The sequence below is a fragment of the Paenibacillus sp. LC231 genome (assembly GCF_001860525.1).
Classification (GTDB): Bacteria; Bacillota; Bacilli; order Paenibacillales; family Paenibacillaceae; genus Paenibacillus_AQ.
The window spans coordinates 514,206-528,703 of sequence record NZ_JFOM01000026.1 but is presented as its reverse complement, the minus strand read 5'-3'; the positions used below and the strand labels follow the sequence as shown (position 1 = coordinate 528,703).

10 protein-coding genes are annotated in these 14,498 nt (G+C 50.6%); 9 read left to right on the top strand and 1 reads right to left on the bottom strand.

Features of this window, described 5'->3' with window-relative positions; translation table 11 throughout:
* Positions 1–2 precede the first annotated feature (2 nt).
* The 5 genes from AK95_RS19475 to AK95_RS19455 all read left to right on the top strand — a co-directional run bounded on the left by AK95_RS19475 (position 3) and on the right by AK95_RS19455 (position 7,051).
* Complete coding sequence (locus tag AK95_RS19475) at positions 3–737, top strand: ABC transporter permease (RefSeq protein WP_071221550.1); 735 nt, start codon at positions 3–5, stop codon at positions 735–737.
* Between the two features lie 582 nt (positions 738–1,319).
* Complete coding sequence (locus AK95_RS19470) at positions 1,320–2,630, top strand: sugar ABC transporter substrate-binding protein (protein ID WP_071221549.1); 1,311 nt, start codon at positions 1,320–1,322, stop codon at positions 2,628–2,630.
* 97 nt (positions 2,631–2,727) lie between these two features.
* Positions 2,728–4,041, top strand: a complete 1,314-nt coding sequence (locus tag AK95_RS19465; RefSeq protein WP_071221548.1) for a sugar ABC transporter permease — start codon at positions 2,728–2,730, stop codon at positions 4,039–4,041.
* A complete protein-coding gene (locus AK95_RS19460; protein WP_071221547.1) occupies positions 4,041–4,883 on the top strand; it encodes a sugar ABC transporter permease in 843 nt (280 codons plus the stop codon). The genes AK95_RS19465 and AK95_RS19460 overlap by 1 nt, the downstream gene beginning before the upstream one ends.
* Positions 4,884–5,014: 131 nt before the next feature.
* On the top strand, positions 5,015–7,051 hold the full coding sequence (locus tag AK95_RS19455; protein ID WP_071221546.1) for a methyl-accepting chemotaxis protein: 2,037 nt from the start codon (positions 5,015–5,017) through the stop codon (positions 7,049–7,051).
* Positions 7,052–7,745: 694 nt separating this feature from the next.
* Here AK95_RS19455 and AK95_RS19450 read toward each other — a convergent pair.
* Positions 7,746–9,887: an alpha-amylase family glycosyl hydrolase gene (locus AK95_RS19450; RefSeq protein WP_071221545.1), complete on the bottom strand. Its 2,142-nt coding sequence runs from the start codon at positions 9,885–9,887 to the stop codon at positions 7,746–7,748.
* A 435-nt stretch (positions 9,888–10,322) separates the two neighbouring features.
* Between AK95_RS19450 and AK95_RS19445 the strand changes: the two genes are divergently transcribed.
* From AK95_RS19445 to AK95_RS19430, 4 genes are all read left to right on the top strand, one after another.
* Positions 10,323–11,468: a serine hydrolase domain-containing protein gene (locus AK95_RS19445; protein WP_071221544.1), complete on the top strand. Its 1,146-nt coding sequence runs from the start codon at positions 10,323–10,325 to the stop codon at positions 11,466–11,468.
* Positions 11,469–11,567: 99 nt separating this feature from the next.
* Positions 11,568–12,524, top strand: coding sequence for a GNAT family N-acetyltransferase (locus tag AK95_RS19440; protein WP_071221543.1), 957 nt, complete (start codon positions 11,568–11,570; stop codon positions 12,522–12,524).
* A 35-nt stretch (positions 12,525–12,559) separates the two neighbouring features.
* Positions 12,560–13,267: a PIG-L deacetylase family protein gene (locus AK95_RS19435; RefSeq protein ID WP_071221541.1), complete on the top strand. Its 708-nt coding sequence runs from the start codon at positions 12,560–12,562 to the stop codon at positions 13,265–13,267.
* A gap of 489 nt (positions 13,268–13,756) precedes the next feature.
* Entirely contained in the window at positions 13,757–14,371 is a 615-nt protein-coding gene (locus tag AK95_RS19430; protein ID WP_071221540.1) for an alpha/beta hydrolase, read from the top strand.
* Positions 14,372–14,498: the final 127 nt, after the last annotated feature.

Here is a 14,498-nt window from a genome sequence, read left to right as displayed (position 1 = left end):
TTATGAGAATGCTGATACGTGCCGAAGGAATCAAGCTTCAATGGAGTGTAATCACGGTGCTCATCGTATTGGATACGCTGATTAACTCAGCGATGGGAGCGATGCAGCTTGAGAGCCTAAAGGAGTTTTTCCCGCCCAGCTGGTTGACACTCTATATCCACAGCGTTAATTTACACTCTATGTTTTTCTATCCTTTGTACAGCGCGATTGTAGCCTCCTTATTATGCTTATATGAGCATCGGGATGGAGGCTGGAAGATAGCCATGAGCCTGCCGGTTTCCCGCAATAGGATCTTCTATGCGAAATATATTGTGCTCATTGGGATATTGGGGCTTGTGCAGGTCGTTTTTTTGCTCGGTTATGTGGCAACGGGTTATCTTGTTGAAGCGCCTGGTGAAATTCCGTGGGAGACTTTGCTCTACTCAATTATCGGAGGATGGGTCGGCGTTTTGCCTTTTGCTGCCTTACAGCTTATCGTTTCAATAAGAGTCCGGAATTTTGGAGCCTCCCTGGCGATGTCTCTGGGATATGTGGTGCCGAATATCGTGCTGACAGGCTTTCATTCTGCCATTGGAGCCTGGCTTCCATTCACGATTCCCTACTATGTTATGATGCCGCAAGCAGCGATTTACGCACCAAGAGTGGAGCCTTATAGCCTGTGGTTCATCGTGTTATTTACAGGTATCGTATATTTGTTAATGGGGAAGCGTTTTGTTGAAAAAAGAGATTGGTTGTAGCCCATTCGCTTGCATATTGGTGATAAATAAGTTTCTTTAACCCTGGTGCAGCAACACCAGGGTTTATTATATTCTAAGGCCCCCTGGTCACGGAATAATCAAGCTTATTAACGCATATGAAAGATAAGGATGGGGCGGGGCTACTTTCTAACCGGGAAACGTCTAATTTTAAGGGTGTCCATGGTATATCTATCGGTGAGAGAAAGAAGCGCAACTATTGTGCAAACGTTTGTGCAACTCTAGAGTGTTTTTTGCCTCTTCTTGTCCGATTTGGAGAGAAAAATGACAGGATTGCACGGTGTATGCATGAATATTTTTATGATAACTTATGAAATACAGTGTAATATGAAGATAATGGGGGATTTTATAGGGAATACGGGTAAAAATGATCTGTGCAAACGTTTTTACATTCGATAATAAATGTTGTATGATGTTTTCAGTGAATGAAGCGCTTTCTCAACGGGATTTTTCCTGAGTATCTCGCCAGATGCTACATAGAAAAAGAGACGCTGAAAATTTCTGAAATCGTTTGCGCAGATTTCCAACATTTTCTGATCATTTATTGAGAGGGGTAATCATGGAATGAAGATGAAGAAACTACTTACGCTAGCTGCAACCTTCACGTTGGCGTTCTCCATTACAGCGTGCGGAGGAAATTCACCTGCTCCTGCTGCTGAGGCACCTGCTGAGAATCCACCAGCCCAGGAGACGCCGGCCGAAAATACAGAAGCACCGGAACTTAAGCCAGAGGAAGGCGCTAAATTGATCGTATGGGAAAGTAGAGACGAAAGAGCCTACACCGATGCGGTTGCTAAAGAATTTACCGAGAAATACGGCGTTGAAGTAACCATCGAAGAATTGTCCCCAACCGACCAAGTTACCAAGCTTCAACAAGACGGACCATCCGGATTGGGCGCTGACGTAGTATTGTTCCCTCATGATAACCTGGGTAAGGCCGTAGCTACCAACCTGGTTCTGCCAAATGATTACTTCGAAGAAAAAACGAAGAGCAGCAACTCGGAAGCCGCTATCCAAGGCGTAAGCTATGACGGTGTTCTGTACGGATACCCGCGCGCTGCTGAAACATACCTGATGTATTACAACAAGGACCTGGTAAAAGAAGTTCCAACAACGATGGAAGAAGTTATTGAGTTCAGCAAAACCTTCACAGACAAATCCAAAAACAAATATGGAATCATGTTCGAAACAGGCAACCTGTACTTCGCATATCCATTCCTTGCTTCCAATGGCGGCTACATCTTCGGTAACGGCGGCGCAGATGTCAACGATATCGGCCTCAACAACGAAGGCGCAGTCAAGAGTATGGAAGTGTATGCAAGCCTGAAAGAAATTCTCCCGGTTAAATCCGGCGACATTACGCCTGATATCAAACGCGGATTGTTCACGGGCGGCGACCTGGCTATGGACATTAACGGACCATGGGAGCTCGGCGGATACAAAGAAGCGCTTGGCGACAAGCTTGGCGTTGCTCCAATCCCAACCATCGGCGGCCAGCCTGCTGTATCGTTCTCCGGTATCAAAGCTTGGTACGTAAGCTCGTTCACGAAATATCCGCAAGCCGCTCGTTTGTTCGCTGACTTTGCAACAAGCAAGGAAGCTCAATTGAAACTGAGCGCACTGGTTGGATCGGTTCCAACTAACAACGAAGCTCAGGAAGACGATCAAATCAAGAATGACGAGTATGTATCGGCATTTACAGAGCAGTTCAAATCTTCCCAACCGATGCCATCCGTTCCTGAAATGGCTAACGTATGGTCTCCTGTAGGCGCTGCACTGGCTGAGATCTGGGATAACAACAAAGACGTGAAAGAAACGCTTGATAAAGCTGTAAATCAAGTGAAAGATCTCAACAGTGGTGGAGCTGGCGAGTAATTACGTTCTTATATAATGCGAGATAGATGAAGAAGTTCACCCGCCGAACAACCGGCGGGTGATTCCTCGATTATATGGAGAGGAGAATGGAGGGAGCATGCGTCAACATCGTACGACAGCAGCCGTATTATCAGCCATCTGTATGGGTCTGGGTCAGCTTTACAATCGGCAATGGATCAAAGGCGTTATTTTACTTATCGTAGGTATATTCAGTCTGTATTACTTCATCAACAACCTGGGTGATGCCATCTGGGGAATGACAACTTTGGGGGAACAGGGAAGCCATTTAGAGAAAGTCAAAGGATTAACCCAAATGGTAGCAGGTGACCATTCCATCAATCTGCTGATTGAAGGACTTATCACCATGATTATGTTTGCGCTTTTTCTTATTGGGTATTATGCCAATATCAAAAACGCATATAACGCTGGAAAACTAAGGGAACAGGGTGGAAAACCCAACAACTTCAGACAGACCCTTTACTATATTTTTGAATGGAAATTCGCGCAATCTTTCCTGACGCTGCCGGCCATCGGTATTTTGTTTTTTACGGTCATGCCGATTATCTTCATGGTCATGCTGGCGTTTACGAACTATTCCGCTCCAAACAATCTGCCGCCGGCAAATTTGGTTGACTGGGTCGGTTTCAAAACCTTCACCAATCTCGTTGCATTGAAATCATGGAGCCATACGTTCTTCGGCGTCCTGACCTGGACGATCATCTGGGCAGTGCTGGCAACGGTAACGACGTATTTTGGCGGTGTGCTCGTTGCACTCCTTATTCAACAAAAAGGAATTCGTTTCAAAGGCGTATGGCGTGTCATTCTGATCATTCCATATGCGATTCCGCAGCTGATTTCCTTGCTCGTTATGCGTAATATGTTTAACGGGCAATTCGGACCGATCAACCAGTATTTAAGATATTTCGGTTTGGAAGGCCTGCCATGGCTGACCGATCCGGTCTGGGCCAAAGTGACCGTTATTATCGTTAATATGTGGGTAGGTATCCCGGTATCCATGCTTCTCGTTATGAGTGTCCTGACTACGATTCCGAAGGATCTTTATGAAGCGGCCGATGTGGACGGGGCGACTGGATTCCAGAAATTCAAGATCATCACCCTGCCGATGATTTTGTTCTCGACGGCACCGGTGCTGATTACGCAATTTGCCGGTAACATTAACAACTTTAACTTGATTTTCCTCCTGACAAACGGTAACCCGGTTGTGGGTGATTATCAATACGCGGGTGCGACGGACCTGCTGGTAACCTGGCTCTATAAACTGACGCTGGATCAGCAGCGGTACAGCATGGCATCGGCCATCGGTATTATCATCTTCATGATTATTGCGACCTTCTCGATTTACAATTATCGCAGAACCAGATCCTTTAAAGAGGAGGATATGATCCAATAATGGGAATTAAAATGAGAAATGCGATTCGCCTGACGGCAAGTTACATCACGCTTGTCATCATTGCGATCGGTTGTATTTACCCGGCGCTCTGGATTGTTCTGGCCTCTTTCCGTCCCGGAAAGTCGTTGTACAGCAAGTCCTTGATTCCAGAATCTTTTACGCTCAGTCATTATAAAGAATTGTTTACGTCCCAGAGCTTTCTGTTTGGCACATGGTACATGAACACGTTGAAAATTGCGATATTCTCCATGATTATCGGGACCATTCTTGTCCTGCTAACAAGTTATGCGGTCTCCCGATTCCGGTTTAAAGGCCGGCAGAATGCGCTATCGGTCATTCTCGTGCTGGGGATGTTCCCGGGCTTCATGAGTATGATCGCGCTGTATATCCTGCTGAACTCCCTGGATCTGCTGAACACGCATGCGGCGATGATTATCGTGTATGCGGCAGGGGCGCCGCTAGGCGGAACCCTGATCATGAAAGGCTTCCTGGATACGATACCGCGAAGTCTGGATGAAGCGGCGAAGATCGACGGAGCTACCAACTTCCAGATATTCCGCAAAATCATTCTGCCGTTGTCGAAGCCAATGATCACGTATATGGGCTTGACGCTGTTCGTTGGTCCATGGGTAGACTTTATCTTTGCGAGACTCGTGCTCCGGACAAAAGAAAACTGGACGCTCGCCGTCGGCCTATGGGATCTCGTCAACTCCACCCAGGACAGTAACTTTACGTTGTTCGCGGCGGCATCCGTGCTGATCGCACTGCCGATCACCTTGCTGTTTGTCTTCCTGCAGCGTTTGCTGGTCGATGGCATGACGGCTGGTGCAAGCAAAGGGTAAGGTACGGATAGCTAATCGTATGAATTCATCATAAGACAGATAGATAGAGAGAACAGCGAAGAGACACAGCCGGTAACCGCTAGCTGTGTCTTTTTGCATTTCAAACATGCGATGCAGGGGGACATATACATATGAACATGATGAGACGTTTTCAATTCAAAGCGGTTGGGATGAAACTGTTTGTTATCTTTTTTACCACGATCGTGCTGTTATCTTCGGCGCTCGGGTTATTATCGTATTTCATCTCCAAAGACACGGTGATGGATCAGGTGTCGGAAGCGACTTCGGGGCAGATGATGCAGGCGGCGGACAAGCTGGATTTCCTGCTGGCCCAATATGAAGCCGCTTCCCGTCAATGGGCGCTGGATACGGTTCTTCGCGAGGACCTCGTTACGGTAAGTACGGCGGGTATCGGCATTCGGGACAAAAAGCAGGCCGAGAACCGAATCCGGGGGAAATTGAACGGGATGGCTTCTTCGGATAAACGTCTGCAGGGCATGCGCCTGGTTGCACCCAATCTTCAAGCTCAAAGCTCCTATAACTCAACGGGCTTAACGGGAATGTCTTCCGCAGATAGCGTGAAGGCGAAGATGGACCGGATTATACAGGCCGATGGCGAACCGGTATGGTTTCCGACCGAGGCTCAAGGCTTTATGGAGAACGAGAAAACCGCTACCATGTCGATGGGGAGATTGCTGAAAAATCTGAAGAATCCGGATGCGCAGTATATCCTGCTGATGGATATCAAGGAAGAGGCGGTCGGAGGGGTGCTGGCCAATTTAAAAATAGGGAACAACGGCCGGATGCGAATCGTTGCCGAGGATAACCGGATCGTACACGACATGGACTCGGCTCAGCTGATGCAGCCGTCCGCCATCACGGTTCCTCAAGATGCCGAAGAAGGAGGGATTTATTACACCGCCGACGAGCAGATGGTGGTGTATACCCCGCTGAAGACGGCTCCTTGGCATATGGTCGGCTTTGCTCCCGTTAGCGATTTTGTGCAAGCCACGGACAAACTATTGGTTGTAACGCTCGGGGTTATTGTGGCTGCAGTTCTGGTTGCGATACTGCTAGGCTATTATATGCTGCGTTCCATCGGCCGCCCCCTGAATCAGATGTGCCGTCTGATGGAAGAGGGAGAGCAGGGGAATCTGAAGGTTCGGACCGAGTTCCGGCGTGCGGATGAAATTGGTCGTCTCGGCCACAGCTTCAACCGGATGATGGGGCAAATTTCGGCTTTGGTTGATCAGACGAATGCTTCCGCAAAGCAAGTGCTGGCCACGGCGGAGGAACTGGCGGGAGTATCGAAGGGAACCTCGCTGACGGCTGGTGAAATTGCATCGGCCATGGAACAGATTGCACAAGGAAGCGCAAGCCTGGCGATGGAGGCCGAACGGGAGAACCAGCTGGTTGAGAACATCGGCGTTCAGATGAGTAAGGTATCGGATTCGAATCAAGTGATGGAGGCCGCGGCTGATCGCGTGCTTCAGGTGACGGGAAAGGGCGCACGGCATATGGACAATCTGGTGGAGAAATCCACGCGGATTAATCAAGTGAACCGGGCCATTGTCCAGAATGCGGAGAAGCTGAAGGATAACACCGCGTCGATTCACAAAATATTGGAGCTGATGTCGGAGATCACCCATCAAACCAACGTACTGTCCATTAACGCGACGATTGAAGCGGCACGTGCGGGGGCAGCAGGCAGCGGCTTCATGGTCGTAGCCAATGAAGTGCGCAGCTTAGCGGATCGTTCCAAGGAATCGATCCAGACCGTAGGCGCGATGATCAAGGATATCCGCTCTGAAGTACAAGGCTCCGTTGATGCATTGACGTCGGCATCACCGCTCTTTGACGAGCAGCTGCATTCGGTACAGGAAGCCCAGGGCGTATTCGATCATGTACGCGACGAGATGGATGTTCTATTAGCCGAGATCCGCGAATCGACCCGGTCGGTAGAGGTACTGATCGGTTCTCAGCTTACCCTGACCGACTCGATCTCGGAGGCCAGCTCGATCGTTCAAGAGACCAGCGCCGCCACGGAGGAGGTTGCTTCGATGTCATCCGAGCAGTTCAAGGTGAGCGAGAAGCTGGTTGCCCTGTCTTCACGCTTGGAGGAGCTGTCGGAGGGCTTGCGCAAGTCATTGGTGATATTTAGGACGTAAATGGTTACTCTTACTACGTGAAATGGTGGGTGGCTTATGCAGCACTCCGCATGCTCCGTTGAAGTGAGGCGCTGCGAGTACGTATCGTTCCTCCAATCGCTGTTGCCCCCAATTTTCTTGGAATTATAATTCTGCGGTAGAAAATCGGGGGCAAAGGCGACCACTATCGTTTTTCCGGAATCGATTCGTCCTCTTTCGCTACTGCATGCTAAACACCAAACCATTTACGCTAGTGGGGGGACGAAAAAAGCCGATGAAGGGAAACCAACTTCACCGGCTTTTTGTTGGAGGCGTGTTACGGGCGTGCTGGAAAATAGCGCGGGTCCGTTGAGTTTCCTGTGCGCTTGTTGAGTTACTGCCTGCTGACCACGCTCTCCCTTGGGAATCGCTTTTTATGTTGTGCAGGGACAGGGATCAATCGGTTACTTTGTGCGTAACAGACTACTGTCTGCTGGAATTATGAACTGCATGAATAAAAACCAGCTCCGGGAACTGTCCCGGAACTGGTTTTGTTGTAGGTGCACTCTTCGACAAAGGCTTATGGTCGGCGGCTATACCCATTCACGGTGGTTGTGTCGTTAGCCGGAGCAGCAGAGGAATGGTGCGTTTTTATGGGCCTACGGCTGCCAGTTCACGTTAATGGTGGCCGATGTCATCTGCAGGAGCGGTGAAGGAATAGCGCGTTTTTATGGGCTTACGGCTGCCAGTTCACGTTAATGGTGGCCGTGCCGCTCGTTGGAGCCGTGAAGGTATGGTTCGAGCCGCCTTCCCACGTTACCGTCGAGCCTTGTTTTTTTAGGAATTTGAATTCAATGGTTTTGCCGGCCGGTACGCTGACGTCATAGTACCAGGTTGGGTATTGGTAGATGACCTGGTTGTACAACGGTCCGATGGCTTTGGCAGGATCCCAATTGCCGAGCTCGCTTACGCTGCCAGCCAGGTACACGTTTTGTCCGAGCGCGGTAGTGGCATTGTTCACCACAAACCGGACGCTGACTTGATCCCCGGTCAGCACTTCGAAGTTGTCATGTACATTGCTTGAAGTGCCAGCGCTATTGGCGACTTTGATGTTATATATGCCACCGGCCACCGCAGGGATCTTCACTTTGATCTGCGTGTCCTCCCATGCCGTAATGTTAGCGCCTGTTACGGCCGTTGATCCGAAGTATACCGTGCCTTTAGTTGCGCCGAAGCCGCGACCGTCAATGGTGATGGTTGCGCCTGGTTTGGCCATCATCGGTCCTACGTGCCCGATCGTTGGCGAGGTCACAGCCGTGGTATATTGCCATACGGCCGTACCGCCCGCAGCGAGCGTAAAGTTGGAAGCTGCTCCGCCTGTGCCAACGGTCAAGCTGTTGCCGTTCAGAAGTCCGCCCAGCACGTCAGAATAGCTGCCGGCAGGCAATGAAGTCGCCAATCCCGTAATGGAGGCCGGCGTATTCACGTTACGGTTTACAGCGATAAGCGCCACGTTGCTGCCGAATTTGCGTTCATAGATCAGCACATCATTGTTGATCCAGCGCTCTTGGGTCGTTCCATAGGCGATGGCCGGATTGGATTTGCGCAGTGGCGCCAGCTTTTTAATTACTTGGTAAGCGGTAGTCGTCGTAGAGAAAGAAGGAATTCTTGCCCGGTTGTCAGGGTCGTTGCCGCCGGACATGTATTGCTCGGTTCCGTAATAGATGGCCGGCACGCCGCGGGAAGTGAGCGTGAAGGCCAGCGCTTGCTCCAGCTTACGGCGGTTAGCGCTGTTATTGTGGAAGCGTTCCATGTCATGGTTATCGATGAACGTAACCTGATCCTCCACCTGCGCATAATCGGCTGCCGAGCCCTCCAGCATGGACTTCAGACCATACATATTGTCGGTGTTGTCCCTGAATACCTGGCGTACCTTCTGCGCGAAACGGAAGTCCAGCAGGCTCATGCCGGATTCGTTGGCGAACTTATGGTTCTCGGCACTTACTTCGTTCACGCCGAGGAACCATTCGCCGAAGGTGAAGACCGGTTTGTAGTTGTTGACGGTAGCCATGAAACTCTTCTGCCAGCCAAATGGCATATGCTTCACCGCGTCCATTCGAATGCCGTCAATGCCCAGATCGAGCCACATTTTGATGGCGTCCTTCAGGTAGGTATCCACGGTGCTGTTATTGTGATTCAGGTCGGCAAGGTCGTACAGGTTTTTGTAAATCCCGTTCTCTGTTGTTGAGAAATCGGTGCCTCCGTTATGATGAAACAAATTCTGTGTATCGCCCGTGTATCCGCCGAGCAGGGTGCCGTTGTTGTACAGCTTGCCGTTCTCCGCGAATGAAGGCTGGTCGGAGGAAGCGGGTGAGGTGTGGTTCGGTGCGAAGTCGATGATGACTTTGATGTTCTTGGCATGGGCGGCTGCGATGAGATTCTGGAAATCGGCGATCGTGCCGTAAGCCGGGTTCGTTTTCTTGAAATCTCTGGCCCAATAGCCGTGATAAGCGGTGTTGTTCACGCCGGAATAGTTGATGACGCTGTAGATGTTCTCAACAGGCTGGGAGATCCAGATAGCGGTAACGCCCATGCCGGTCAGGTAGCCGTCGTTGATTTTGTTAATGATCCCTTGCCAGTCACCGCCGCAGTACAGCCTCAGATTGGTACAGGTACCGTCAAAGGCAAGTCCGGTCGGGTTGTTGGCCGCATTGCCGTCGGAGAAACGGTCCGTAAAGATTTGATAAATGACATCCGTGCTGAAATTTTGTTTATTGGACACCGAAGTATCCGGGGCCGCATGAGCAGGGCCGAGAAGGCTCAAGGCCAGGGACAAGCTAAGGGCAAGAGCAGTTGTCAGTTTGTAAAACTTTTTCATCGTAATTCCTCCTATGTAGCTGATATAGAGAAGGCTGGTTTTACTAGCTTATCGGCTGCTTGCATCACCTCCCATACTAAATCGGGCAACAAAAAACCCCGGAATCTCCTGTAGAGAAACCGGGGTTGTTCCATACCGGGTGTGCGGTGACGGAATGCATGGCCCTTAAATTATGCGAGTGTTTGATTTCAACATTATTGTAAATGGAAGCGTATTCAAGTGTCAATATATTATATCCAAATAAAAGGAAAATTTAAGTGGGATGCGATGAAATTAAATTTTATAATACTTAATTTATATTGAAACAAAATTTTACAGACCATATAATAGGTCTAGGAAACGTTTACATTTTTCGAAGACGCTGTGGACTTAAATGATGTGTCTGTTATTTAGTATTCCAAACTTAAGGACTTGCAGCAAAGGAGGGAAGATGGGATGGCGAGCAGCGCGGAAGCCGGTGCAGAGCAGCTGGGCTTGGGAATCAAGGGAGTGAAGGCGGCGTGCACCGCCATTGAACGCGAAATAGCCGCGGGTACGACGCCGGGTGCCGTGCTGGGTGTCATGCATGAAGGCAAGCAGTGGTTTTATAGTGCCGGTTATGCCAACCCCAGACCGAAGCAGGGTCAGCCTGTGCGGGTCAGCAAGGATACGTTATACGATTGTGCGTCTTTAACGAAGGTGGTCGTTACACTCCCGTTGATTCTGCAATTGATCGATGAGGGAGCCTTGACCTTAAGCACAAAAGTAAGTCACATTCTGCCTCCATTCGGAACGGCCGGTAAAGAAGAGCTTACGGTAGGACAGCTGCTCACGCATACCTCCGGGCTCCAGGCGGACATGAACCTGCATTCGCAGGGGTGGGATAGGGAGCAGATGTGGGATGCCGTTCTTTCCGCACCGCTCGTGACCAAGCCGGATACCGAGGTGAATTACAGTGATCTGGGATATTTGGCGCTTGGCTGCATGATTGAGAAGGTACTGGGAATGTCTTTAGAGCAGGCAGTAAAGGAACGGGTGTTGGATCCGCTCGGCATGCGTCATGCGACGCTGACTCCCGCGCCGGAACAGGCCGGCCGCTATGCAGCAACGGAGTATGAGGATACCATCCAGGATCATCTATGCGGAATTGTGCATGACGAGAAGGCACGGGCCTTGGGTGGTGTATGCGGTCATGCCGGCTTGTTTGCGACTGCAGGCGATCTGCTGCAATACGCCCGAATGTGGCTGGCACAAGGGGCGATCCCCGCAACGGTGAGTCCAGAGACAGGAGGCGGCGAATTCCGCGTCTTATCCAGGGCTGCGGCGGTTACGGCTACTCGCACCCATACGGGGCATATTCCTGGCTCCAACCGTGGCCTAGGGTGGGTACTGAAAAGGGATAAGATGGACGCTTCAGGTGATTGGATGGGCCCAGGCTGTTACGGACATACCGGATTTACCGGAACTAGCATGTGGATCGATCCCGAGCTGGATCTCGCGGTCGTACTGCTGACAAACCGCGTATACGGGGGACGGAGCAGCAGCGTGGCCCAGCTGCGGGCCCAAGTCCACAACGCATTGACGGGAGCCGTGGCATGGTGAGATGGGAATGAGTCGTCGTTCGATTCGGCATCGTTTCGCGGCAATCGAAGCGAATCCAAGCAAATCTGAACCATGACGACAATAAGGAGGGAATATGCAATGACGAGTTTAGCCTACAGGGCTTACCGGCCTGGAGACGAAGACGCTATCACTACCCTGTGGAATGCCTGTCTACCGGGAGATCCCATGACTCGGCTTCGCTTTCGGAACTTGGTGCTGCTTGATCCGAACTTTGATCCGCAAGGACTGCGGATTGCGGAGCAGGAGGGCTGTATAGTAGGCGTCCTGTATACGGTACGCCGGAGGCTGCCGATGATCGGAACCGAACTGGAGCCGGATCGCGGGTGGATCACCTTCTTTTATACCGATCCATCGGTTCGGAGACAGGGTGTGGCATCGCGGCTGCTGCAGGACGGCGAAGACTATCTTCGCGATCATGGACGCAGCAAAGTCTTTTTTTCCTCGTATGCCCCGAATTATATCGTTCCTGGAATCGATGGCGAGCGCTATCCGGAGGGCTTGGCGTGGCTTGCGGCAAGCGGCTTTACCCGCAATTATACGGCGGTTGCGATGGATCGCTCCCTGGTCGATTTTCGTATGCCGCCGGAGGTTGCGGAATTAAAGCGGCAGCGTGAGCAAGAAGGCTTCACCTTTATGCTGGCTCAGGACAGCGATTTGGTGGAGCTGATCGATTTTGCGACGGATGTGTTTAACCCGGATTGGGGCCGGGCGATTCGCGAGGGACTGCTGCAGCGATTAACAACGGATCAGATCCTGATCGCGCGCGATCAAGGAAAGCTGGTGGGATTCTGCCTGCATAACGGATATGAAGGCGTGGCTGAACGCTTTGGACCGTTTGGCGTGGACCCGTCGATGCAAGGGAAGGGCCTTGGGAAAATTCTGTTATATGATTGCCTCGCCCTTATGCGTGCGCAGGGGCTGCATGGAGCCTGGTTCCTCTGGACGGGCGAACAAAGCCCGGCAGGGCATCTGTACCGCAAGGCCGGATTTCATGTGACGCGCCGGTTCGATATTATGAGCAAAATGCTTCAATAGACTCTACTATTTTCCATACAAAGGGGAGATCCGATTTGACGGAAGCAAAGCAGCATCATATTTTGGCGATTGGCGGACATGCGGGCGATATGGATCTTACGGCGGGCGCCGTGATCGCCAAATACACACAAGCTGGCCACAAAGCAACGTTTCTTCACTTAACGCCAGGAGAGAAAGGACACCCCCGTCTGACGCCGGAGGAGTACGCGAAGCAGAAGATTGACGAAGCTCACCAATTTGCCGATATCGTTGGCGCGGATGTCCGTTTCCTTGCTTACAAGGATGCCGAGCTGCCGCTCGATGAGGAAGTGAAATATCAGGTAGCGGACGTCATACGGGAAGTGAAGCCCGATATCATCATCACGCATTGGAAGGAGAGCATCCACAAGGACCACTCCAATACCCATTACATTGTGGAGGACGCCCGCTTCTATGCAGGGCTGAAGACGGTTGAACGAGAGCTTCCGGCCCATTATGCCCAGCATTTATACTATGCGGACAATTGGGAGGACCCGTACGATTTTCACCCTGAGGTGTTTATCGATATTCCGGACGAAGCCTATGAAACTTGGGTGAGAGCCATGAACGTGTATGCTTATGCGCGTGGGGAGACGTATGGCTTCCCCTTTATCGAATATTACAAAGCGCTCACGATTGTGAGGGGGGCTCCGGTGAACTTCAAGCGGGCACAAGCCTTTGCCGTGCCGAGAGGCGCGTTGACTAAACGATTACAGTTTTTCTAATTATATGCTTTTACATCCAGACAACTGGAATAATACCTAATGAAATCACAAAAAAATTGTGAGAAATGCCAAAACATCCACTGACATTATACCTATCTTTTGATATAATGAGTGATGTTACGGGGGAACACGTACGGAATCATATAGAGAATACAAACAGGAGAGGAAGTCTTCCATATGGAGGCTTCCTCTCTTTTCATTTGTCAAAGGCTGAGGAAACTGGCGACAAAGCATGTCCGAGTGCAACTCTGACCAGGATGCGGAAGGGATGCTGTTGCATTTTTATAATTCCGTGGTATTATGTATTTAAAGAATCTTAAATTTAAGATATTAGCAAGGGATTCCAGCGCAGTCTCTAGAGGGATTGCAGCCTAGTTTATAATGTGATTTTTAGGGTAGCCTATGGTCCTATTGGGCTACTCAAGGGAAATCTAACATTCGTTGTATACGGAATCTAACCATATAACCAATCGAAAGGAGACAATACACATGGAACATACGCATATTTACCGCCAAGGAACTTCTCCGGAGGCACCAACCTTACTATTGCTGCACGGTACCGGAGGGAATGAGGAGGATTTGCTGCCGCTGGCCGAGATGATCTCGCCCGCATCGAATGTGCTCGGCGTCCGCGGAAATGTTCTGGAGAACGGCATGCCAAGGTTTTTTCGTCGTCTCGCTGAAGGCGTATTCGACGTAGAGGATCTCGTGAAACGCACGCAGGACCTGAATGCATTCCTGAATTGGGCAGCCGCCGAATACAGTTTTGACCGCAGCCGTATCGTAGCGGTTGGTTATTCGAACGGCGCCAACATTGCCGCAAGCCTGCTGTTCCACGAGGGAGATGCGCTGCAAGGGGCTATCCTCCACCATCCGATGGTTCCGCTCCGGGATAAGGCCTTACCGGATTTGACTGGCATTCCCGTCTTCATCGCGGCCGGTCGTCACGATCCGATGTGCACCCCGCAGGAGAGCGAGGACCTGAATGAAATGCTAAGCGCAGCAGGGGCGGACGTGAAGCTGCATTGGGAGAACGGGGGGCATCAGCTGAGCCGTGCAGAGGTTGGGATGGCCGCTGCCTGGTTTAAGGAGAAGTTCCTCTAATACCAAGGATGCCATGATATACAAGCACCATGCATTCCTTACCTAATAAGTAAAAATGAAAGCGAATATGATCAAAATACCGTCAAAACGCTGGCGGTATTTTTTTTATACTTAACCCATCGAATAA

Coding starts and splice junctions, on each gene's coding strand:
- AK95_RS19465 (WP_071221548.1), top strand. CDS start 2,728: ATGCGTCAACATCGTACGACAGCAGCCGTATTATCAGCCATCTGTATG.
- AK95_RS19430 (WP_071221540.1), top strand. CDS start 13,757: ATGGAACATACGCATATTTACCGCCAAGGAACTTCTCCGGAGGCACCA.
- AK95_RS19450 (WP_071221545.1), bottom strand. CDS start 9,887: ATGAAAAAGTTTTACAAACTGACAACTGCTCTTGCCCTTAGCTTGTCC.
- AK95_RS19475 (WP_071221550.1), top strand. CDS start 3: ATGAGAATGCTGATACGTGCCGAAGGAATCAAGCTTCAATGGAGTGTA.
- AK95_RS19460 (WP_071221547.1), top strand. CDS start 4,041: ATGGGAATTAAAATGAGAAATGCGATTCGCCTGACGGCAAGTTACATC.
- AK95_RS19470 (WP_071221549.1), top strand. CDS start 1,320: ATGAAGATGAAGAAACTACTTACGCTAGCTGCAACCTTCACGTTGGCG.
- AK95_RS19440 (WP_071221543.1), top strand. CDS start 11,568: ATGACGAGTTTAGCCTACAGGGCTTACCGGCCTGGAGACGAAGACGCT.
- AK95_RS19455 (WP_071221546.1), top strand. CDS start 5,015: ATGAACATGATGAGACGTTTTCAATTCAAAGCGGTTGGGATGAAACTG.
- AK95_RS19445 (WP_071221544.1), top strand. CDS start 10,323: ATGGCGAGCAGCGCGGAAGCCGGTGCAGAGCAGCTGGGCTTGGGAATC.